Here is a 21202-nt window from a genome sequence, read left to right on the forward strand (position 1 = left end):
GAAAATTTGTCAGCACTTTCAAGCCAAGCTTATGCTAGGAAAATAAACCTTCAAGCTGTGCTTTTTGCTCTGAACTAAGCTCCTTTATCGATTTTAATGCGTCGGTAAGCGCAGCTTTAGCTTCTGCGGTCTTTTTAAAATGTAAGTAGGCCCGGATTAACGCAGCATGTGCATTGAAAGACTGAGGGTAAGTGATTCGATTCCAGTTCAGCAGTGCTAACGCATCATCTTGCCTGTTCAGGTATTGTAACCATTGGCCATACCCTGCCGCCCGATCTTCAGGAATGACCATAGCAGTATTTAACAGCTTCGAACGTTTCTCAAAGATAGCTTGCAGATCTGCTAAAGTTTGCGGCGACTCCGGTATGGCCCAGCCTGAGAATAAGTGTTTTAAACCATAGTACTGACCTTGCAGCACGGTAGTGTTATGCGTTTCATTGCTAAATGTCTGGCTTATTACTGCCAACTTGTCCGTTGGATAGCGCTTTGTCAGGTCGACAAACTTCTGGAAAGGCTCTGTCATCGCCGGCTCTTCATTAGCAATAGAAACAAACAAACGCCCCTGCAGCTGGTGGTTATTTAACGCCATTTCTGACAACCCGAGCATTTGCTGATTGTGCCAATACAAAGACGGGCTGATAGCGATGACACCATTAAATAGGCCTGGTCGCTTTATCAGTGCATTGATAGCAAACTGGCCCCCGTGAGAGGTGCCTGATAGCGCTTGATAATCCAGAGTGCGGTACTGCTGTTTCACTAGGGGGATAACGTCTTTCTCAATAAAGGCTAAAAACCTGTCTGCATTTTCTAACTGCTCAGCGTTTTGCTTGTCTGCACTGGTTACCGTCAGATCTCTTTCACGCGTTTGTCGCGGGTTAACAATACCAACTACTATCATCTGCGGTGTTTGATCAAACTTTGCCAGATAATCTACAGTACCAGCGGTATGCGGCCCCTGAATGTCGCCATCAGTGAGGTACAACACCGGAAAACGGTCCTCGTTATTCTGGTAACCTGCTGGCAGATACACCACCAGATTGCGTGTTTCGCCCATCACACTGCTATCAATCACCAGTTCTTGTACTTCAGGGTAATTCGCTGCAGCCCAACTACTGCAGTGGCAACCCACTATGAGTAGCACTAATCCGTAAACTATTCTTATCATTATTTTTCCTCAGTTTAAAAATGCTACCCGCGATTGGAATACAATATATTTTCAGGTCTGAGCCAAACTGCTAAGCGGATTCGGTTTGAATAAATTTCAGTTAGCAACACCGTGCACCCAATCCAGTAGTGGCTCAACCCATACCGGATGCGGCATATAAAACGCACCATGCAATTTACCTGTCGAGATTTTAAGCTCCTTAAATGACCGCAGTTGTTCAGACTGGTCCGCAAGAGGCTTGCAACTTCCGGCTAACGTATCACTTTCTTCGTAAACCGAAAGAACCTGGCCCGTCAAACTAATTTGTGGTGCAGCAGAGCCACCAGGGCAAGCAGCCAGAAGGACGAAACGAACGTGCGGCCGCCGCAGAAAGCTAGAGACGCGCGTTGCGATTGCGCCGCCTTTTGAGAAACCGACAACAACAATATTGCCAGGCGAAACGCCGCGTTCAATCAACTTTTCGACTTGAGAGACAACAATGCCTGCATATGCATTTATATCCGTTTTAGCTGGGCGCTGCGCCGAAATGACTAAAGCCCCCCGGGATGAAAGTGCGTCGAGTATTGCGGGGTAATCGTATAGCCCAAAACGCGGATCTGAGGGGCGAGGCCCAGAATTCTCAATGATTCGCCCATGCAGATAGAACAAGTAAATCTTTGTGGGCTCAGGCGTATCGGGCACTTCGGTATAGATGGTATCTGCATGTGCTGTCATGAAGATCGTTAGCAAAAGCGCACAGATGTATCTAACATATTTTCCCATTTATTTACTCTTGATTTGTTAGCTGTTGCCGGCAAGATATTTTTTAGCACACCTGCCTACGAAACTCCGCCTGGGGTTTGCACCGCTAATCCGTTTATCCAAAGAGAACTGGACTTCCCTAAAATTCCGCAAACCTGCTAACGCAAAGCCTTGGGGCGGCTGGAGCACAGCGTAATCCGTCTCAGCCACGATAGTGGCGACAATAGCGCCTTGTTAGAGCTCTTCATACCGCCTGTCGTTCTAAAATAACCACCATAGAATCCGATTCACCAAACCCCGATGCAGGAATCACTATTTGCTTTAATTGCCAGCCTTGTTGACCTTCCGCGTTTAATAGTGATGCGACGTCTGGAGTGCCAGATTTAAAGAATCGAAGCTTGAAAGGTAGCTCCACTGTTTTATATTCATATTTACTCACTGTCTCGACTTCCTCATATTCTAAACTGGTAATATCAATGTTAAACGTAGCTGCCAATGCCTTTTTTGTTTCCAAAGAAGCATTTGCTTCACTTTCTACCCTTTGAATGGTTCTTTGGCTTAACCCAGATGCAATAGCTAACTGTTCTTGCGTCCATGCTTTGAACATTCTATTTTGAATAACTAAAGCAGCATTAATTTTCACTATTGATTCCTGTTTCCATTGAATACTAAAGATAGTCGAATATTTTTTGCATCTTTCATACGACAAACCGCCGACAGTTAACCGCCAAAATAACGACTGACGTTAACGAGAGTTTGTTCTTACCCATAAAAAGTAGACACTCGGTTATACGCATTTGCGCTCAAACTCAGCCGGACTGACATAGCCAATCGCTGAGTGCCTACGGACACGGTTATAAAATATCTCTATGTACTCGAAGATACCTGACTTCGCCCGCTCAATCGAGTCGTAATTCTCGGCATAAATCAATTCTACTTTTAGCCGGCTGAAGAAGGCTTCCATCGCCGCATTATCCCAGCAATTGCCCTTACGGCTCATGCTCGGCACACAGCCGGCATGCATTAATTCATCCTGATAGGCCGTTGAGCGATACTGCACTCCTCGGTCTGAATGCACTATCAGGCCCGCCTGCGGCTGTCTTCGTGCCAGCGCCATTCTCAGTGCCTGCGTAATCAACCGCTCTGTCATGCTGCTATCAAGCGACCATCCCACTATCGCTCTGGAATATAAATCCATCACTGTAGCCAGGTATAACCATTTATCTTTAAGCCAGATATAGGTGATATCTGTGGTCCAGCGCACATTGGGTTTCTCAGCGTCAAACCGTCTTTTCAGTAAGTTATCCGCCACATTCGTCATCGCTTCGGTGCGTGGGCTGTAGCGAAACGCCTTGCCGTTACGTGCCCGTATGCCTCTGGCTTTGAGGATACTGGCAACAGTGTTCAGGCAACAGCTTACACCCAACGCATTGAGCTCTTTAACCAGCCTGGGCGCGCCGTAGCGCGCCTTGTAACGGGCATAACTATCGAGCACCTGCTGCTCAAGCTGCTCCCGTTTAACGCAGCTGCGGCTGGGCTTACGACCCCGCCAGCGATAAAAGCCGGAGGCGGAGACTTCCAGCACCCGGCACATCAACCTCACCGTATACAGCCCTACGTATTCGCTTATGAGGGCGTACTTTACTCCTGCTGCTTGGCAAAGTACGCAGCTGCCTTCTTTAGGAATTCGTTTTCCTTTTTCAGCGTATCCAGCTCACGTTTTAACTGCCGGACTTTTTCGCTTTCATCCTTAGAGTAATCTACCCCGTTCAAGCTATTAAACTGCTTATCAGACAAGCGGTTAAACTGGGCTCGCCAGTTATAAATCTGGTTAGGGTGAATGCCCAATTCTTGGGCAACGGACGTCGCTGTTTTATCGGGTAAATCAGACAGTCTTACGGCTTCACGGCGGAACTCTTCTGAATACGCCTGGGTTTTATGTCTGGCCATCTTGCACCTCAGTGTCAGGTACGATACCTAACTATAGAAGGTGTCTACTGATCATGGGTAACTCGGGAACATAACGCCTCAATAACCGGCGCAGCTTTGCTGCGTCCGGCGCCGTAGGCGCGAAGTTGATTGACTTGTTACGTGTTTTCATAGGCGATAGTCGATAAAGCCCTGCTCGGAGAATCTAGGTGAGTAAATTGGCTGCGACTCACCTCCATTGGGAATAACAGACCATCTATCATCACGGTCTAGTTTCAGATCCTCCCAAGAAATACAAAGCTCCTTTAACTTGGCCTCCCACATTATTTCTTCTTCAGCGTCATCTAGTCCAAGCTCATCCATTTCTAGATCGAAGGATGACATAGAAGATACTGCCACTAATTTTTCAAATAGTGAGTTGTCTTTGAACTTAACCTTTCCGGTAGCCCAAGGAGTCTCATAGCTAAAACTGAGAATTTCCCCTACGGTGATACCGTCTAATTTTAACTCAATTGGTGTTTTCATAGTGACACGTAACGCTTTACTAATGGGCTGCTGCAGCGCAGCGTAGGCAGTCCCGTGGAGGCCACGTTGTTTGTGGCCGGAACGAAATTTAGTAACTTGTTAGGTGCTTTTTGCATTAACCAGAAACCTTTTTATCGAAAAAATACTTTAAAACACAATAAGCTAAAAAATGTACAGGGAAGTAAAAAATGCTACCAATAATTATGCCCTGCATTGGATGCCTGCCACTGAGATGACAATGCCAAATAGCCCAATGCAGACAAACCCAAAACCAACAAAATAATGTGCTTAAACTGATTTCGATTTTTTATTATTTTTATTGCGTCGGCCAGGATAAAAGCAACCGGCACTAACAAAAAAATTGATAATATCTCAGTGCCCATAACTACCTAACGCCGGCCACAGCGGTGAGTTGAACTGGCGCTTTTTTTGCGGCTTTTTGCAAAAAAAGTGACAGTTTGACGAGTCCGTTGCTGGCCCTTGTTAAGTTGCGTCATTTGATACTATGACCCCTTTGAATATTCTAACAATTTCCTCTATTGCATCAATGCCCCCACTTGGCCAAGACAATTGATCAAAGTGTATTGAGCCTGAGCCATCTAAGTCTACTTCGATTTTTTCTAGTTCAATATCGGCATTCATGAAAGCATCGACCCAGGAACCAAAGTCCCAAGGCATTACAATACTTGAGTCCGCTTTCCACTTTGCAAGCCATTCATCAGATTCAGCCTTGGTTGTAATAAAGTGAGAACTAATACGGTCATCGAGAATTGAAGCCAATTTCTCTTCATCGATAGCTCCTGCTCTCTTGCCTAGAGCAATGACATCAAATACATCACGTATCTTTCCAACTGAAGCTGTCTCAACATTCTTGAATTTTAAAACATTCATAATTTAGCAACTTAACGCCTCAATAACCGGCGCAGCTTTGCTGCGTCCGGCGCCGTAGGCGCGTAGTTAATTGACTTGTTAGGTGTTTTTGTAAATGCTTATTGAACCATTGCCAAGCAACGCACCCCATTTAGTAGCTTTCGCGGCTTCAAGCATTTCTCTTAAAGCTTCATCTTTTGGAGAGGGAAACCAATCAGAACTGTATCCGTGACCGCCACGCATAAATTGTAACTTGCCATCTTTAAATTCGACGATAACCCCGCCTTCTGAATCTCCCCTCCTATGATCGGAAAGAAATAATTTTTTATCGGGAGCTAACCATTTTAATAACTCTCTCAAAGCCCTTTCCTGATTTGAATCGACTATTTCAAAATCGTATACATCAAAGTTGCCTCGATCAGATGGTTCTGAAATTTTGATGCTGGATGGAAATTCCATAATGACACCTAACGCTTTACTAATGGGCTGCTGCAGCGCAGCGTAGGCAGTCCCGTGGAGGCCACGTTGTTTGTGGCCGGAACGAAATTTAGTAACTTGTTAGGTGCTTTTTGCATTAACCAGAAACCTTTTTATCGAAAAAATACTTTAAAACACAATAAGCTAAAAAATGTACAGGGAAGTAAAAAATGCTACCAATAATTATGCCCTGCATTGGATGCCTGCCACTGAGATGAGATGACAATGCCAAATAGCCCAATGCAGACAAACCCAAAACCAACAAAATAATGTGCTTAAACTGATTTCGATTTTTTATTATTTTTATTGCGTCGGCCAGGATAAAAGCAACCGGCACTAACAAAAAAATTGATAATATCTCAGTGCCCATAACTACCTAACGCCCAAAGCAGCGGCGCGCGTTAGCGCGTCCAGCCCGTAGGGCGTTGCTGCCTTTGCTTGTTAACTGTGTTACCACCAAAACCATAAACGGCTTCCTTTGGTGCCGATACTAAAATCCCCTTTACCCTCAGGGATACCCAAAATTGTATCCACTAAATTGGGGAGATTTACTTCATCAAAGCAAAAATGCGTTTTTTCATTAAGGGAATAAATGTTCCACTCTTCTTGCTTAGAGACCACCAATTTAATATCACTAATCGCTTTAGCTGAACAGTTTGGTACACCAAGCTGTTGTTCGGTCGGTTTAGACAAGTAAACCGTACGCTGACAATTTTCATGCACATTAATAAAAAGCACTTATAAGCTCAGCTAAAGAAATTGCTCCGGCTCTATCGCAATGCAAATGCCAGCCTGAATAATTCTTCGGGTTACCTTCGTACCGCCAAAGATACACTTTGCCTTTTTGTTTCTACTGATTTGGATGCATAGGTACAGTTAACGCTCAAAGCAGCTGCGCGGTACGCGTCGGCTGGCTTTGCTTGTTAGCAGCCCACACCGAACTTGCGCGGCTTGCCGCACTGGCAAACCTGAACAACGGCAAGCTACTATTAATTAAAAACTACACCGGTTAACTGCGACACAGCGGGCCAACCGGAACCTGTAAAACTGTTAAGCGAAGCCAAGAAGAACAACGCTACCGCCACCACCGTTTGCAGCAAACCCACAAACTGGCGAGCTTAACCTTTTGGCGCTGCCGCTAAGAAAACTAAACACTAGCAAGGCCGGAGCAAAACCACAGACTAAAACCGTTAAAAACCCGAATGCCTGCTAACGCCCAAATTTAGCGCGGAAAGCCGCGCAGCGGGTTGACGTCGCAGCCAGCGCTTTTTGCTGGCGATAAAATTTACTTGTTATATCGTCTTTTAAAGGATTCATAATCTTTGCCCGGCAAAGATACGACGTTTTTAACTAAGTATCTTTCGCTTCCATATGTAATGCTAACATCCACAGAAACGGCTCTCTCCTTGCTAACTTCAATATCTGAACGGTTAAACCCTTTTATTTCAGAACTTTTCATTTCGACACATGACGAAGCTAACTTTTCAGAGGTCTCGTAAATATCCAGGCAAACTTCAGATATTCTGTGTCCGTTTGCATCGACTTCCGGATAAACAAATATGATCCAGCTATCGTCCCAAGAGTCACTTTCGCCATCTATTAAACGATGAAATCCTAATTTTTCAGCCTCTTCAGCCACAATGGTCTTCTCAGAAAAAGAAACTGAAGTAGCCGAGCAATAGCATGCCCATATGGCGCAAAGAAAAAAGATCAGAGTTTTACGCATATGTCACCAGCGATATAACGCCCAAATTTAGCGCGGAAAGCCGCGCAGCGGGTTGACGTCGCAGCCAGCGCTTTTTGCTGGCGATAATATTTGTTTGTTAGGGCAATTTAAATTTTGCACGCGGCATAAGCCTCTGCATGGTTAACGGACTGTTGAGTAGTAAAGTCTAGCTGTATGGTTGTTAAAACTGGTTGCCTTTGAGTATTGCTAGTGCCAGGTTTCCATTGCCATTTTCTCAATGCCTTATATGCCTTTTTATTAAAGGTTGTGCCGGGGAAGCTTTTAATTACAGTTAAGTTTTGAGGCTTACCGTCACCATCAATCAACAGTGTAAATTCAACGCAACCCGATATACCATTTTTGGCAGCCGCCAGCGGATATTCTGGAGCAACTTTACGCTCAACTACCCAATACTTTTCAACGGCTTCTTTGTTACCAACTAAATCTAGAGATTCCGTTACAACTGTTTGATTTACTGTTGAACAGGCACTTAGCGCAAAGAGCGCCGAAACTGCTAATAGATTTGATTTATTCACTGAACTTCCTTATTGCCCTAACGCAAAGCTTTGGGGCGGCTGCAGCGCAGCGTAAGCCGTCCCAGCCACGATAGTGGCGACAATAGCGCCTTGTTATGTGTGTTTAAGCAAGCTTGCATATTTTTAGCTCCAGCTTCTCGACAACTATTACTACCTTACGACCTCTGCTATCAGTTACCGTGGCATTTTCGTTCTCATCTCTGCTATCGAACCATTCCAAGTTTGATGCAACTTCAGCGTGATCATTCAGGACCCATTTATCACCGTCTTCGTGGAAAATAACTGAGATTGGAAAGCATGGAAAATCTGACTCACTCAAAACACTTCACTCTCTACTGGGGGCACATAACGCAAAGCTTTGGGGCGGCTGGAGCGCAGCGTAAGCCGTCCCAGCCACGATAGTGGCGACAACAGCGTATTGTTATGTGCGAACATATTAACCACCAAAGTAAAAACTAACATCTGACTGAAGTTGCGCCAATTTTGCCTCTGTCTCATGAAATGATTGCTTTGTTGCTTGGTCCACGCTGTTTACCACAGGGGAAAGAAGCTTCAAATGCTCTTGTAACTTTTGAAGCTCATTTTTTATAAACACATCTGTAGTGATACCAGATTTATAAGCACTCAAAATATCTTTATATTGCTCAATATCTCGTTGAATAGCGGTTAGCTGATCCCGAGTTGTTACTGTAACTGCTGTTTGTAATGCGTCGTTAATTTTGGCGCTTGCGGCATTGTACTCTTCTGTCGATTCTGTCATAAAAAACTGTGACGAAAATAGCCCAACCATAAAGCCGAAAATAACTAATCCAAGTACCTTGAATAGCTTCACCGAATATCTCCTAGCACATAACGCCCAAATTTAGCGCGGAAAGCCGCGCAGCGGGTTGACGTCGCAGTCAGCGCTTTTTGCTGGCGATAAAATTTGTTTGTTATGTGCCATTTATAAACAATTCCCTGTAAGCACGATGGTATGCCCTGAGACAATAGAATTAGTCAGTTTTGTTGTACCTGTAACAACAAAACTTTTACACGGAACGGTGTTAGTCTCTACTGTTTCAAATTTTGATTCAATATTACCTGAACTAAGATCTTCAGCAGATTCAGGATCTATAGTTCGTAGCAATTTAATTGCCTGCTCTTTTGAAGTACCGATTGGAACAGTTCTTTCTAACTCATTTTTCCAATAACGGGCGCGTTTCTCTACAACGGTTGAGTTATCGCAAGCTACAAGGACTAGCATAAAGACTAAAGTAAGTAGAAGTTTCAAGTTACCACCAGCACATAACGCCTTGCTAATTGGCTGCCGCAGCGTAGCGTAGGCAGTCCAGTGGAGGCCATGCTGTTTGTGGCCGGAACGAAATTAAGCAACTTGTTATACGCTTTTAGCACGGTAGCCACTAAAAAAAGTTACGAAGCCGTAGAGCAAAGCTAACGCACTAAATCCTATTATGAAACTCATAGTTGCATCCATTGCTTCAGCTTGGGTAGATGGAACCCAGATTTTAATATATCCCCTATGGAAAAAGTCCGCGAAGAGTCCTAATGCAAGGTACATTGGAGAAAATAGTAAAAACTTGTGTAGATAAAAGCCCTTATTTTTAAGCACATAAATATTAGCCCACGTGTAGCTAAGCAATAATGAGCCTATGATTATTCGTCCTGCAGTTAGGTCTGGCCGTCCTTCAAAGTAATTCGCAACTCCAGCGAAGATCACCAAACAGCTGAATATGCAACTCAGCGAAAGAATAATGAGATAAATTCGGCTCAACAATGAACTCACCTTAGCGTATAACGGCGCCAGCAGGGGCAAATTTGGAGCGCAGCGCAAAATTTGTCCCGCGCCACGTTTTTTGTGGCGCAAACCTGGCTGGCTTTGTTAGCTGTCTTTGACATTAAGGCAGAACCCCGCCGGGCTTCTTAATATACTGAACCCCCTGCTCAGTTGTAATTGTTTCGTACCCAAGTAATTCCCAAACTTGGCAAAGCATAATCACACGTGTGACGTCCCTTGCTTGCTCTTCTGTCGTTATATACATACCGATAAATTTGTTTACGGCGCCTGCACAACTCTCTTTTACAGCTGGCAAGGCTTCTTCACATGCGCTTTGCTCTAATGTGCCATTTGACATAGATATAGCACGAGAACAACTAAATTCGTCATTGGTTGGACTATTGATCACGGAAAGAATAATTGTAGACGCCTCAACTTTTTCGGCATTTGAAAAGGCCGGTAGAACAAACAATATTATAAGTAAAACTATTCTCATGAGACTCTCTCTTGTACAGCTAACGCCCGCAGCACACGCGAGCGTAGCGAGTCGAGGCCGATAGGCCGGTGTGGCTGCGTTTGTTATGTGTTACTGATCTCATAGATACTTTACAAACATTGTGCCTTGAGCTTTCGGAACAGCTCTTTACCTTGCTCATTCAGGTGGAGCCCTTCAGCCTCTCCGGAGCACTCAACATATGGTGACTTCCAGTATGTAGCTTCAAGTGCTTGCTGCCGAATGGCTTCTAAATTTGGATTATCAATCTTACAGGCCTCGAAAAAGTCCCACATCTGCCAATCAACATCATCGTTAATCCATGAATCTAATAGGTCTATTACTTCCTGATGCTCCCAGTGGACAGGACGCATATTCCACTTGTTAAAAAAGTAGAAGGCAATAAGAGCTAAAAACCCTAAACCAAACCAAAACAACGCGCTCATATCGATTTACACATAACGCCTCAATAACCGGCGCAGCTTTGCTGCGTCCGGCGCCGAAGGCGCGTAGTTGATTGACTTGTTAGGTGCATTAATTTTCCTCTACTTCGGCTGCCGCCATTAATGATGCAATATAGCGGGCTGGTTGCTTTTCGTAAAAATCTACTGCAACCAAACTTAGGGTATTACATTTTGGGCAAGGCAAATTTACTAAATATGCCATGTTGCCATTTTTAAAACGGACATACGGAATATTGTTTGGGCCTACAATTTCGAATTTGTACCCAAACCCCTTTGCAATAGACCTTTGATCAGATTCGTTTAAAGAGCGAAACCAATCTTCTCCCTTATCCAAGCTTGAAAGTAGATTTTCATCGAATTCATGACCACAGTGTCCGCAGTCAAAATGGAGACGAACTTTTTCCTCATGCATTCCGTCATGAAAGGGAGCTGGATTACCTCTATTTTCTCTGATTCTTAACTGCATCTTGAAGAGCACCTAACGCCGCCATAAACGGATGCCGAAGCAACGCGTAGGCAGTCCGGTGGAGGGCGCGCTTTTTGCGCCCGGAACGAATTTAATGGCCTTGTTAGGCACTTAGCTACCCCAACCAGCCGCAAGCTGATGAAGTGGTATATAACTGGCAAAAAGTACTACACAAAACAAAACCAAAAAGGCAGCGGATTTTTTACTTTGCACGTTGCCTTTGAAAAACAGAATGATGGATAACAAAACAGAGACTGCCAAGAAAACTAAAAATACACACCCTAAAAGAAATTCAATGATATCCGATATTCCATAAGGGTCTTCCGGTGCCTTATACATGTCGGCATAGATAAACACCCTAAATACCAGCATACCAATGACATGTGCTATGCAGAGGGAACCCATCCAAATTGTAGCTTTAGTGCCTTTACTTAATTCCATGACTGCCTAACGCCCAAAGCAGCGGCGCGCGTTAGCGCGTCCAGCCCGTAGGGCGTTGCTGCCTTTGCTTGTTAACTGTGTTACCACCAAAACCATAAACGGCTTCCTTTGGTGCCGATACTAAAATCCCCTTTACCCTCAGGGATACCCAAAATTGTATCCACTAAATTGGGGAGATTTACTTCATCAAAGCAAAAATGCGTTTTTTCATTAAGGGAATAAATGTTCCACTCTTCTTGCTTAGAGACCACCAATTTAATATCACTAATCGCTTTAGCTGAACAGTTTGGTACACCAAGCTGTTGTTCGGTCGGTTTAGACAAGTAAACCGTACGCTGACAATTTTCATGCACATTAATAAAAAGCACTTATAAGCTCAGCTAAAGAAATTGCTCCGGCTCTATCGCAATGCAAATGCCAGCCTGAATAATTCTTCGGGTTACCTTCGTACCGCCAAAGATACACTTTGCCTTTTTGTTTCTACTGATTTGGATGCATAGGTACAGTTAACGCCGCTGTATGGGGCATTTTTTGTGTAGTGGAGTTTTGGGGTAAAGTGGCGAAGCCACCCCAAAACGGAGCGAAGCAAAAAATGTCCCTATGACAGCTTTGTTAACTGCTGAAGCGCTGGCTCCAGGTCCAAGGGTAGTATTGCTTAATATTTTTTTTGAACTTGTTTCGTGTCTCGTCATTACCGTCATGGTAGTCCTCGAAAAAGTAGCGAGACCACAAAAATGGGCTGCTATATCGCTCTCCATCAAAGTACTCCGTAACCCAGAAATCCGGCTCTATAGAATCTGTTACTTCAAAACAATCTCGCTCGAAAAGAATTGGATCATTACCGTATGGTTTCGAATCTAAGTCAGTGAGAATTCTGTAGTAGAAACCTTCAATGGCCAATACCTCATATTCCTTTCCCATAGTGAGCGAAATATTTGTTCCTTCTGAGTCATTTCGACGTACGAGCTTTACTTTCATAGCCAGTTAACAGCTTAATAGTTTGGAGCTTACACGCTTTCACGCAGTGTTTGCTCCCTTCTATCTTTATTTAATTGCAACAAGCTAAACAATAAGCCCCGTGAAATCAACAGATTTTCAACGTGACGCAGCATCAAATGTGGAGAAAGCGGTGTTAAACCTCGCGATTAACTTGCTTACAATAAATTTACCAACTACTGTATACGTATACATATTAATTTATTTCCTGGTGAATGTTATGGCCTCGCCGTTTTTGCAATATATCGCTGAGTTTATGTATGCCCGCCGTTATGCCAAAAGGACGGTTGAAGGCTATGTGTACTGGATAAAGATGTATATTTTGTTTCACAAAAAGCAACACCCGGCACAACTAAAAGATCGTGATGTTGAATGCTTCTTAACCTATTTGAGTAACCAGCGAAACGTAGCTCCGCGCCCCCAGGCTGCGGCTCTGAATGCACTAAGCTTTTTATACAGTAAGGTATTGCAGCAACCGTTATCATTAAACCTCAATTTTAACCGCTCTCAGGTTACGCCAAAGTTACCGGTTGTACTTACTCGTGGCGAAATTACCGCTCTGCTCAAGGTTATTGAGCCGCGTTACAAATTGCTTGCGCAGTTAATGTATGGCAGTGGGCTGCGTTTGATGGAGGCTGTGAGGCTTCGGGTACATGATATTGATTATGACTATTTTTCGGTAATGGTGTGGCAGGGTAAAGGTAATAAAAACCGGCGCACTACTCTGGCGCCCGAATTAGTTCTTTCGCTGAAACAGCAAAGCCAGTATGTGCTGCAATATTTTCAGGCGGATACAGCAAACCCCGGGTATGCCGGCGTCTGGTTGCCTTATGCTTTAGCACGTAAGTACCCATCTGCGTCTAAAGAGCTGGGTTGGCAGTATCTGTTTCCTTCACTGCAGCTAAGCGTAGACCCGGACTCTAAGCTTTTGCGTCGTCATCATCTAGACGAAAGTTGTGTCAGGCGCGAAATTAAAATTGCAGCGAGAAAAGCAGGTATCCGCAAAAACGTCACCTGCCATACGTTAAGACACAGCTTCGCCACCCACTTGCTGGAGTCCGGTGCCGATATCCGTACAGTACAAGAGCAATTAGGCCATACGGATGTGCGCACTACGCAAATTTATACTCATGTACTAAACCGTGGTGCGGCAGGTGTTAAAAGTCCACTATCTCAGTTGCTATAACAAAGGCGCCGCAGCGCCTTGTTACTCTTAACCTGATTAGCTAAAAACAATCACCCGGCACTCTTACCCAACCTTCCATCAACACTCTGGCGCTGCGGCTCATTATGGCTTTAGTCACTGTCCATTGTCCGCCAACCTGCTCTGCGGCTGCGCCGACACGTAAGGTGCCGGATGGGTGGCCAAAGCGCACAGCTTCGCGCTTGCCGCCACCGGCGGCCAGGTTTACCAAAGTGCCCGGAATAGCAGCTGCTGTGCCTATTGCCACCGCAGCTGTACCCATCATGGCATGGTGCAGCTTGCCCATTGAAAGCGCCCGCACTAATAAATCAACATCAGCTGCGTTAACCCGTTTGCCGCTAGAGGCTGTGTAGCTTTGTGCCGGTGCCACAAAGGCTATTTTGGGCGTGTGAGCACGGCCGGCGGCTTCACTGATATTGCTGATAAGCCCCATTTTCAGCGCACCGTAGGCGCGGATAGTTTCAAAACGCGTCAGCGCTGCGTTATCGCCGTTTATTGCTTCCTGCAGCTCAGTGCCGGTATAGCCGATATCTGCCGCATTGACAAAAATGGTTGGAATGCCGGCATTGATAAGCGTGGCTTTAAAGGTGCCGATACCGGGTACCTCTAAGTCATCCACCAAATTACCGGTGGGGAACATAGCGCCGCCACCCTCGGCTTCATCGGCAGCCGGATCCAGAAACTCAATTTGAACCTCAGCGGCAGCAAAAGTGACGCCATCAAGCTCAAAGTCGCCGGTTTCCTGTACGTCGCCGTTGGTGATGGGCACATGGGCAATAATGGTCTTATTAATATTGGCCTGCCAAATGCGCACGGTACAGATGCCATTGTGCGGAATACGTTCAGCAGCCACCAGCCCATTACTGATGGCAAATGAGCCTACTGCCGCGGTTAAATTGCCGCAGTTGCCGCTCCAGTCAATAAAAGGCTTATCTATGGCAACCTGGCCAAACAGATAATCGACATCGTGCTCTGCTTTAGCGCTTTTGCTTAATATCACCGTTTTGCTGGTGCTGGATGTGGCACCGCCCATACCGTCGGTGTGTTTGCCGTATGGGTCGGGGCTACCGATAACTCTAAGCAGCAAATTGTCGCGGGCTTTACCCGGCACCTGAGCTACCAGGGGTAAGTCGGTAAGTTTGAAAAATACACCTTTGCTGGTGCCGCCTCGCATATAAGTCGCGGGGATTTTGATTTGAGGAACAGCCATAAAAATGGTCTCTTCTATTGGGTTACTTGTTTAGTCCGGCCCGACAACCTCTTTCTGCTCATCACAGCAACTCGCCCTAATGCCTACGGCAGGGCTCAGACACTCTGTGATGACATAAAGAGGCATCGGGCCTCCCTTGTCGATGTCAGCTTGACTTGATAGCGCAGGTTGGAACCCCTGAAAAGGCGACACAGAGTGTCTGAGTGAGCGCGCAAGCAGCGAGCGAGTTGCTGTGGCGAGCTTTTCGGGGAGTTGCAACCGAAGCCTAAAAGGCTGCTTGCTATTCGTTAAACAGCCCCTTGCAAAAAGTCCTGCGCAAAACGCTGCAGTACGCCACCGGCCTCATAAATAGACATTTCTTCACCGGTGTCTAAACGGCAGGTTACCGGCACATTCAGCACTTCGCCGTTTGTACGATGAATAACCAGCGTTAAGTTCGCACGCGGTGTACGCTCTCCCACCACATCATAGGTTTCAGTACCATCTAAGCCCAGTGTTTTACGGGTGGTACCCGCTTTAAATTCCAGCGGCAGCACGCCCATACCAATTAAATTAGTACGGTGAATACGTTCAAAACCTTCAGCTGCGATCGCTTCGACACCGGCTAACCTTACGCCCTTTGCGGCCCAATCGCGTGATGAACCCTGGCCGTAATCTGCACCGGCAACAATGATCAGCGGCTGTTTACGCTGCATGTAGCTTTCAATGGCCTCCCACATGCGGGTTACCTTACCCTCTGGTTCTATCCGTGCCAGTGAGCCTTGCTTCACTTTGCCATCAACAATGGCCATTTCATTAATCAGTTTGGGGTTGGCAAAGGTAGCGCGCTGCGCGGTTAAATGATCGCCTCGGTGGGTGGCGTAAGAGTTAAAATCTTCTTCCGGCAAGCCCATTTTATGCAGATACTCACCGGCGGCGCTGTCCAGCATAATGGCGTTCGACGGAGATAAATGATCAGTGGTAATGTTGTCACCCAGCAACGCCAGTGGCCGCATGCCTTTTAATGAACGCTCCCCGGCTAATGCGCCTTCCCCCTCTGTCTGCCAATAGGGCGGGCGGCGAATATAAGTGCTTTGTGGCCGCCAGTCATACAGCGGACTGATCTGCTCACCAAAGTCGACCGCAACATCAAACATTGGCTCGTACACTTTGCGAAATTGCTCCGGTTTTACACTGGACGCTACCATTGCATCAATTTCAGCGTCGCTTGGCCAGATATCTTTTAATGTGATTGCGTTACCTTTCTCATCATAACCCAGCGCATCTTTTTCGATATCAAAACGCACGGTGCCGGCGATAGCATAGGCCACAACCAATGCCGGCGACGCTAAAAATGCCTGTTTGGCATAAGGGTGAATGCGGCCATCAAAGTTACGATTGCCCGATAACACTGCAGTAGCATACAGATCGCGTTCTATCACTTCTTTCTGGATCACCGGATCCAGCGCACCGCTCATACCGTTGCAGGTAGTACAGGCAAAGGCGACAATACCAAAGCCCAACTTCTCCAGCTCTGGCAGCAAACCGCCCTCTTCAAGATACAGCTGCACCGCTTTAGAACCAGGCGCCAGTGAGGTTTTAACCCAACTCTTTCGGGTTAAGCCATATTTGTTCGCATTACGTGCCAGCAAACCAGCCGCAATAACATTGCGCGGGTTACTGGTGTTGGTGCAGCTGGTAATGGCAGCGATAATCACTGCGCCATCTGGCATCTTACCTTCTTCAAGCTCATACTTGCCGGCAATACCTTTAGCGGTAAGATCTGCAGTCGATAACCGCGCATGTGGGTTAGATGGCCCCGCCATAGTGCGGCCAACGCTGGACAAGTCGAACTTCAGTACCCGCTCATACTCGGCGGTTTTTAAACTGTCGCTCCAAAGGCCTGCTGTTTTAGCATAGGTTTCTACCAGTTTAACCTGCTCTGGTGCACGGCCTGTCAGGGTCAGATAATCCAGCGTTTGCTGATCAATGCTGAACATGGCTGCGGTAGCACCGTATTCTGGTGTCATATTCGATATAGTTGCCCGGTCGCCCAAACTTAAGCTGTCAGCACCTTCGCCGAAAAACTCCAGGTAACTCGACACCACCTTTTCTTTGCGTAAAAACTCAGTCAGCGCCAGCACAATATCGGTCGCCATGATGCCTTCCTGTGCTTTACCAGTAAGCTCTACGCCGATAATATCAGGCAGGCGCATCCAGCTGGCACGGCCCAGCATCACGCTTTCTGCCTCTAACCCGCCTACACCGATAGCGATAACGCCCAGCGCATCAACATGCGGTGTGTGGCTGTCGGTACCGACCAGAGTATCCGGGAAAGCCACGCCGTCTTTGGCATGAACTACCGGCGACATCCGCTCTAAGTTAATCTGATGCATAATGCCGTTGCCCGGTGGAATAACATCGACATTTTTAAAGGCTTTTTTCGTCCAGTTAATAAAATGAAAGCGATCGTCGTTACGGCGGTCTTCAATAGCCCGGTTTTTTGCAAAGGCATCTTTCTCGAAACCGGCATGCTCTACCGCTAACGAGTGATCCACAATCAGCTGAGTAGGCACTACCGGGTTAACTTTGGCAGGATCTCCGCCCTTTTCAGCTATGGCGTCTCGCAAGCCGGCTAAATCTACCAGAGCGGTCTGGCCTAAAATGTCGTGGCACACCACACGGGCAGGAAACCAAGGGAAGTCTAAATCGCGTTTGCGGTAAATCAGCTGTTTTAAGGCATCTGTTACCATCGCCGGATCGCAGCGGCGTACTAAGTTTTCGGCATGCACGCGTGATGTGTACGGCAGCTTTGCATAAGCGCCGGGTTCTATTGCATCTACCGCGGCCTGGGTGTCGAAATAATCCAGGTTGGTGCCGGGCAGTTTTTTACGGTATTGGCTGTTCATTGTATTTACCTGTTGGTCCTGGTCAAAACCAGACTAAGGTGTAACGCACAAACCGGCTTGACCACGCCAACACGCCGTAAACCCATCCCTGGGGGCTCGTTTCCGCCCGTCCGGGGCTTCAACGGTTGGCTTAGATCAAACCGATTTGGCTCTATCACCTGAAGCTGAACTGTTGTTTGCTGCAATGTGAGGTTGGAACCCCGCTAGCGCAGCCACAGAGTGTCTGAGCGAGCGCGCCAGCAGCGAAGTGACAAATTCGTCTGGAACGAATTTGAACAGCCTCTGGCTGGCCTCCGGCGATGGGCAGGATTGACCAGCGTAATTGCTGTGGCGAGCATGGCGGGTGTTGCAACCGCACAGTTGCCTTAAACCTTAACGCTGCGCAATCGGCTTCACGCTACGTGGCTCTACGCCCACGTAATCTGCACTTGGCCGGATAATACGGTTATCGGCGCGCTGCTCCATCACATGGGCTGCCCAGCCGGTTAACCGGCTACAAACAAAGATCGGTGTAAACAGCTTAGTTGGAATACCCATATAGTTATAGGCAGAAGCATGGAAAAAGTCGGCATTACAAAACAGCTTCTTCTCGCGCCACATCACCGCCTCACAGCGCACTGACACATCATACAGCTTGGTATCGCCATTGGCCTTGGCCAGCTTTTCTGACCACTCTTTAATTACGGCGTTGCGTGGGTCCGATTCTGAGTAGATCGCATGCCCAAAGCCCATGATCTTCTCTTTGCGCTCCAGCATACCCAGCAGTTTTTGCTCGGCATCATCCGGGTTGGCCATTTTTTCAATCAGCTCCATCGCGGCTTCGTTGGCACCGCCGTGCAGCGGACCACGTAAGGAACCAATAGCACCGGTAATGCATGAATGCATATCACTCAAGGTGGATGCGCACACCCGGGCAGTAAAAGTAGAAGCGTTAAATTCGTGTTCTGCATATAAAATCAGTGACGCCTGCATCACATCAACATGCAATTGCTGCGGCTTTTTGCCGTGTAACGTCCATAAAAACTGCTCAGCAATCGAATCGGCATCGGTTTCAACTTCAATGCGTTTACCGTGATGGCTGTAGTTGTACCAGTAATTTACCAGCCCAGGAAATACAGCCAGCATGCGATCGGTTGCATCCTGCTGCTGGCTAAAATTCTGCTCGGTTTCCAGATTACCCAGCATTGAGCAGCCGGTACGCATTACGTCCATTGGGTGTGCCGCAGCAGGTATACGCTCCAGTACATCTTTCAGTGCCTGCGGCAGGCTACGCATACTTTTTAGCTTGGCTTTGTAAGCGCTTAATTCAGTGCTGCTTGGCAACTCGCCTTTTAATATCAGATGGGCTACTTCTTCAAAGCTGCAGTTGGCGGCTAGATCTTTAACATCGTAGCCACGGTAGGTTAAACCAGAACCGGTTTTTCCCACCGTTGATAAAGCCGTTTTACCCGCAACCTGGCCGCGCAGTCCCGCGCCTGTCAGTACTTTTCCTGTCGCCATTGTCTTGTCCCCGTTTTTTATTTGTGAATACTTATTTCGCTTTATTGCTAAACAACTGATCCAGTTTTTCTTCAAAACTGTGATAGTTCAGAAAATCGTATAATTCAGCACGCGTTTGCATAGTGTCGATGACAGCTTTCTGATCGCCATTTGTCAGTATCGACTGATATACGTTCAGCGCCGCTTTGTTCATTGCCCGGAATGCACTTAGCGGATACAGCACCATCGCCACTCCAACACTTGCCAGCTCCGTTTTATTAAATAAAGGCGTCTGGCCAAACTCTGTGATGTTAGCCAACACCGGTACTTTTAGCGCTTTGGTAAAGGCTTGATATTGCTCCAGTGTATGCACGGCTTCAGCAAAAATAGCATCTGCGCCAGCAGCTTCACAGGCCAGAGCACGTTCAATAGCGGCATCTAAACCTTGCTGAGCTAAAGCGTCGGTACGCGCCATAATAAAAAAGCTCTCATCGGTACGGGCATCCACACTGGCTTTTACCCTGTCGACCATTTCATCCAGGCTAACAATTTCTTTGTTCGGCCGGTGGCCACAACGCTTTTGCGCCACCTGATCTTCAATATGAAAACCGGCGGCGCCGGCGCGGGTCATTTCCTGTACCGTACGGGCAATGTTAAAAGCCCCACCCCAGCCGGTATCTGCATCAACCAACAGTGGCAGGTCGGTTGCACCGGTGATGCGGCGGATATCTTCACAGACATCATTCAGTGACGTCATACCCAGGTCCGGCAAGCCAAAAGAGGCATTTGCTACACCTGCACCAGACAAATACAGCGCCTGATGCCCTGTTCGTTCTGCCATCATGGCAGTGTAAGCGTTAATCGTGCCAACGATTTGCAGCGGCTTGTTCGCGCTAATCGCTGCACGGAATTTTTGTCCGGCGGTAAGTTTGGTCATGTCAGGTCCCCGTTTGTTCCAATTGTTTTTCAATATTGCGTCTTGATGCCGCTATGTGTCTGCGCATCAGTAAGTCGGCCAGCTCACCATCGCGGTTGGCAATGGCATTAAGGATAGCTTTATGTTCATCAAAGGCCCGCGATACGCGGGGTCCGTTCATACCAAGCTGTACCCGGTACATCCGTACCAGATAATAAAGCTCGTCGCATAAGATATTGATAAGATAGTCATTCTTACTACCTAAGATGACACGGTAATGAAAATCCAGATCGCCGGCTTCCTGGTAGTAACTTTCACCCTCCCGCACCCGCTGTGTACTTAGGTGTTGGTCCAGTAACTGACGCAGTTCAGCGATTTCGCTATCAGCCATATGCTCGGCAGCCAACCTACAGGCTAAACCTTCCAGGGTTTCGCGCAGCTGATATAGAGACAGTAACCCCTGTGTCGACAATTTCACCACCCGGGCACCTGCATTGGGTATGCGCTCAATCAAATGACAACGCTCAAGCCGGGCAAGCGCTTCCCGCAATGGCGCCCGGCTTAAATCAAAGCGTTTAGCCAGCTCAGGCTCGCTAATCTTGCTGCCAGCTGCAATTTCGCCCTCTACAATAGCGCGCTGTATTTCCAGCAGTACTCTGTCTGAAGCGGTAATTGCAGGTCGCAGTGACGGGTGAATAATAGCCATAATTGTCGACAAAGAATAAGAATTAATGATGTTTTATAGCGTTTTAAAGCGTGAGTCAAGCTTAGCACCAAATAGATTGTCGACAATCCTACCAAAGCTTGTGCATTTCACTTTACAACTGAAGGCATTAAAACGACCACCGTCTCAGTGCTGGAAACGTGTTTTTACTGCAATTTTTAGATTTTTTTTTTATTAA

Annotated in this window: 24 protein-coding genes; 1 reads left to right on the forward strand and 23 read right to left on the reverse strand. The window is 46.7% G+C overall.

All coding sequences use genetic code 11. The features are described 5' to 3' along the window. Positions 1-34: 34 nt before the first annotated feature. The 18 genes from AC5SV9_RS01185 to AC5SV9_RS01270 form a co-directional block, all read right to left on the reverse strand. Positions 35-1165: an alpha/beta hydrolase gene (locus AC5SV9_RS01185; RefSeq protein ID WP_475150124.1), complete on the reverse strand. Its 1131-nt coding sequence runs from the start codon at positions 1163-1165 to the stop codon at positions 35-37. 96 nt (positions 1166-1261) lie between these two features. After that, on the reverse strand, positions 1262-1927 hold the full coding sequence (locus AC5SV9_RS01190) for an alpha/beta hydrolase (RefSeq protein WP_475150123.1): 666 nt from the start codon (positions 1925-1927) through the stop codon (positions 1262-1264). 223 nt (positions 1928-2150) lie between these two features. After that, a complete protein-coding gene (locus AC5SV9_RS01195) occupies positions 2151-2549 on the reverse strand; it encodes a DUF4177 domain-containing protein (protein ID WP_475150121.1) in 399 nt (132 codons plus the stop codon). A 144-nt stretch (positions 2550-2693) separates the two neighbouring features. Beyond that, positions 2694-3593, reverse strand: coding sequence for an IS3 family transposase (locus tag AC5SV9_RS01200; protein WP_475153361.1), 900 nt, complete (start codon positions 3591-3593; stop codon positions 2694-2696). Next, positions 3548-3856, reverse strand: a complete 309-nt coding sequence (locus AC5SV9_RS01205) for a transposase (protein ID WP_216351835.1) — start codon at positions 3854-3856, stop codon at positions 3548-3550. The genes AC5SV9_RS01200 and AC5SV9_RS01205 overlap by 46 nt, the downstream gene beginning before the upstream one ends. 147 nt (positions 3857-4003) lie before the next feature. Further along, a complete protein-coding gene (locus AC5SV9_RS01210) occupies positions 4004-4360 on the reverse strand; it encodes a hypothetical protein (protein ID WP_475148310.1) in 357 nt (118 codons plus the stop codon). Between the two features lie 483 nt (positions 4361-4843). After that, the gene (locus tag AC5SV9_RS01215) at positions 4844-5251 is read right to left on the reverse strand and encodes a hypothetical protein (protein ID WP_475153240.1); all 408 of its coding nucleotides are present in this window, start codon (positions 5249-5251) and stop codon (positions 4844-4846) included. A 78-nt stretch (positions 5252-5329) separates the two neighbouring features. Next, positions 5330-5689 carry a hypothetical protein gene (locus AC5SV9_RS01220; RefSeq protein WP_475153241.1) on the reverse strand — a complete coding sequence of 120 codons (360 nt, stop codon included), beginning with the start codon at positions 5687-5689 and terminating at the stop codon, positions 5330-5332. Positions 5690-6157: 468 nt separating this feature from the next. Next, a complete protein-coding gene (locus tag AC5SV9_RS01225; protein WP_475153242.1) occupies positions 6158-6445 on the reverse strand; it encodes a hypothetical protein in 288 nt (95 codons plus the stop codon). Between the two features lie 547 nt (positions 6446-6992). Beyond that, on the reverse strand, positions 6993-7433 hold the full coding sequence (locus tag AC5SV9_RS01230) for a hypothetical protein (protein ID WP_475153244.1): 441 nt from the start codon (positions 7431-7433) through the stop codon (positions 6993-6995). Between the two features lie 107 nt (positions 7434-7540). Further along, entirely contained in the window at positions 7541-7969 is a 429-nt protein-coding gene (locus AC5SV9_RS01235) for an energy transducer TonB (RefSeq protein WP_475153245.1), read from the reverse strand. Between the two features lie 436 nt (positions 7970-8405). Next, the gene (locus AC5SV9_RS01240) at positions 8406-8801 is read right to left on the reverse strand and encodes a hypothetical protein (RefSeq protein ID WP_475153246.1); all 396 of its coding nucleotides are present in this window, start codon (positions 8799-8801) and stop codon (positions 8406-8408) included. A gap of 111 nt (positions 8802-8912) precedes the next feature. Then, positions 8913-9239, reverse strand: a complete 327-nt coding sequence (locus tag AC5SV9_RS01245; protein WP_475153247.1) for a hypothetical protein — start codon at positions 9237-9239, stop codon at positions 8913-8915. Between the two features lie 625 nt (positions 9240-9864). After that, complete coding sequence (locus tag AC5SV9_RS01250) at positions 9865-10239, reverse strand: hypothetical protein (RefSeq protein WP_475153248.1); 375 nt, start codon at positions 10237-10239, stop codon at positions 9865-9867. 110 nt (positions 10240-10349) lie between these two features. Further along, positions 10350-10682 (reverse strand): hypothetical protein, encoded by a 333-nt coding sequence (locus AC5SV9_RS01255; RefSeq protein WP_475153250.1) that lies wholly within the window; start codon positions 10680-10682, stop codon positions 10350-10352. 88 nt (positions 10683-10770) lie between these two features. Beyond that, entirely contained in the window at positions 10771-11166 is a 396-nt protein-coding gene (locus AC5SV9_RS01260) for a hypothetical protein (RefSeq protein ID WP_475153251.1), read from the reverse strand. 111 nt (positions 11167-11277) lie between these two features. Further along, complete coding sequence (locus tag AC5SV9_RS01265; protein WP_475153252.1) at positions 11278-11607, reverse strand: hypothetical protein; 330 nt, start codon at positions 11605-11607, stop codon at positions 11278-11280. Positions 11608-11687: 80 nt separating this feature from the next. Further along, positions 11688-11975: a hypothetical protein gene (locus AC5SV9_RS01270; RefSeq protein WP_475153242.1), complete on the reverse strand. Its 288-nt coding sequence runs from the start codon at positions 11973-11975 to the stop codon at positions 11688-11690. Between the two features lie 848 nt (positions 11976-12823). Here AC5SV9_RS01270 and AC5SV9_RS01275 point away from each other — a divergent pair. Then, entirely contained in the window at positions 12824-13789 is a 966-nt protein-coding gene (locus AC5SV9_RS01275; protein WP_475153253.1) for an integron integrase, read from the forward strand. A gap of 40 nt (positions 13790-13829) precedes the next feature. On the opposite strand, the gene prpF is transcribed toward AC5SV9_RS01275, so the two are convergent. The 5 genes from prpF to AC5SV9_RS01300 form a co-directional block, all read right to left on the reverse strand. After that, the gene (gene prpF, locus AC5SV9_RS01280) at positions 13830-15017 is read right to left on the reverse strand and encodes a 2-methylaconitate cis-trans isomerase PrpF (RefSeq protein ID WP_475153255.1); all 1188 of its coding nucleotides are present in this window, start codon (positions 15015-15017) and stop codon (positions 13830-13832) included. Between the two features lie 287 nt (positions 15018-15304). After that, positions 15305-17905: a Fe/S-dependent 2-methylisocitrate dehydratase AcnD gene (acnD, locus tag AC5SV9_RS01285; protein WP_475153257.1), complete on the reverse strand. Its 2601-nt coding sequence runs from the start codon at positions 17903-17905 to the stop codon at positions 15305-15307. A gap of 372 nt (positions 17906-18277) precedes the next feature. Further along, positions 18278-19405, reverse strand: coding sequence for a bifunctional 2-methylcitrate synthase/citrate synthase (gene prpC / locus AC5SV9_RS01290; protein ID WP_475153258.1), 1128 nt, complete (start codon positions 19403-19405; stop codon positions 18278-18280). A gap of 31 nt (positions 19406-19436) precedes the next feature. Next, a complete protein-coding gene (gene prpB / locus AC5SV9_RS01295; RefSeq protein ID WP_475153259.1) occupies positions 19437-20321 on the reverse strand; it encodes a methylisocitrate lyase in 885 nt (294 codons plus the stop codon). A gap of 1 nt (position 20322) precedes the next feature. Further along, entirely contained in the window at positions 20323-21006 is a 684-nt protein-coding gene (locus AC5SV9_RS01300; RefSeq protein WP_273021716.1) for a GntR family transcriptional regulator, read from the reverse strand. Positions 21007-21202: the final 196 nt, after the last annotated feature.

The sequence above is a fragment of the Rheinheimera sp. ATLC3 genome, assembly GCF_059429535.1.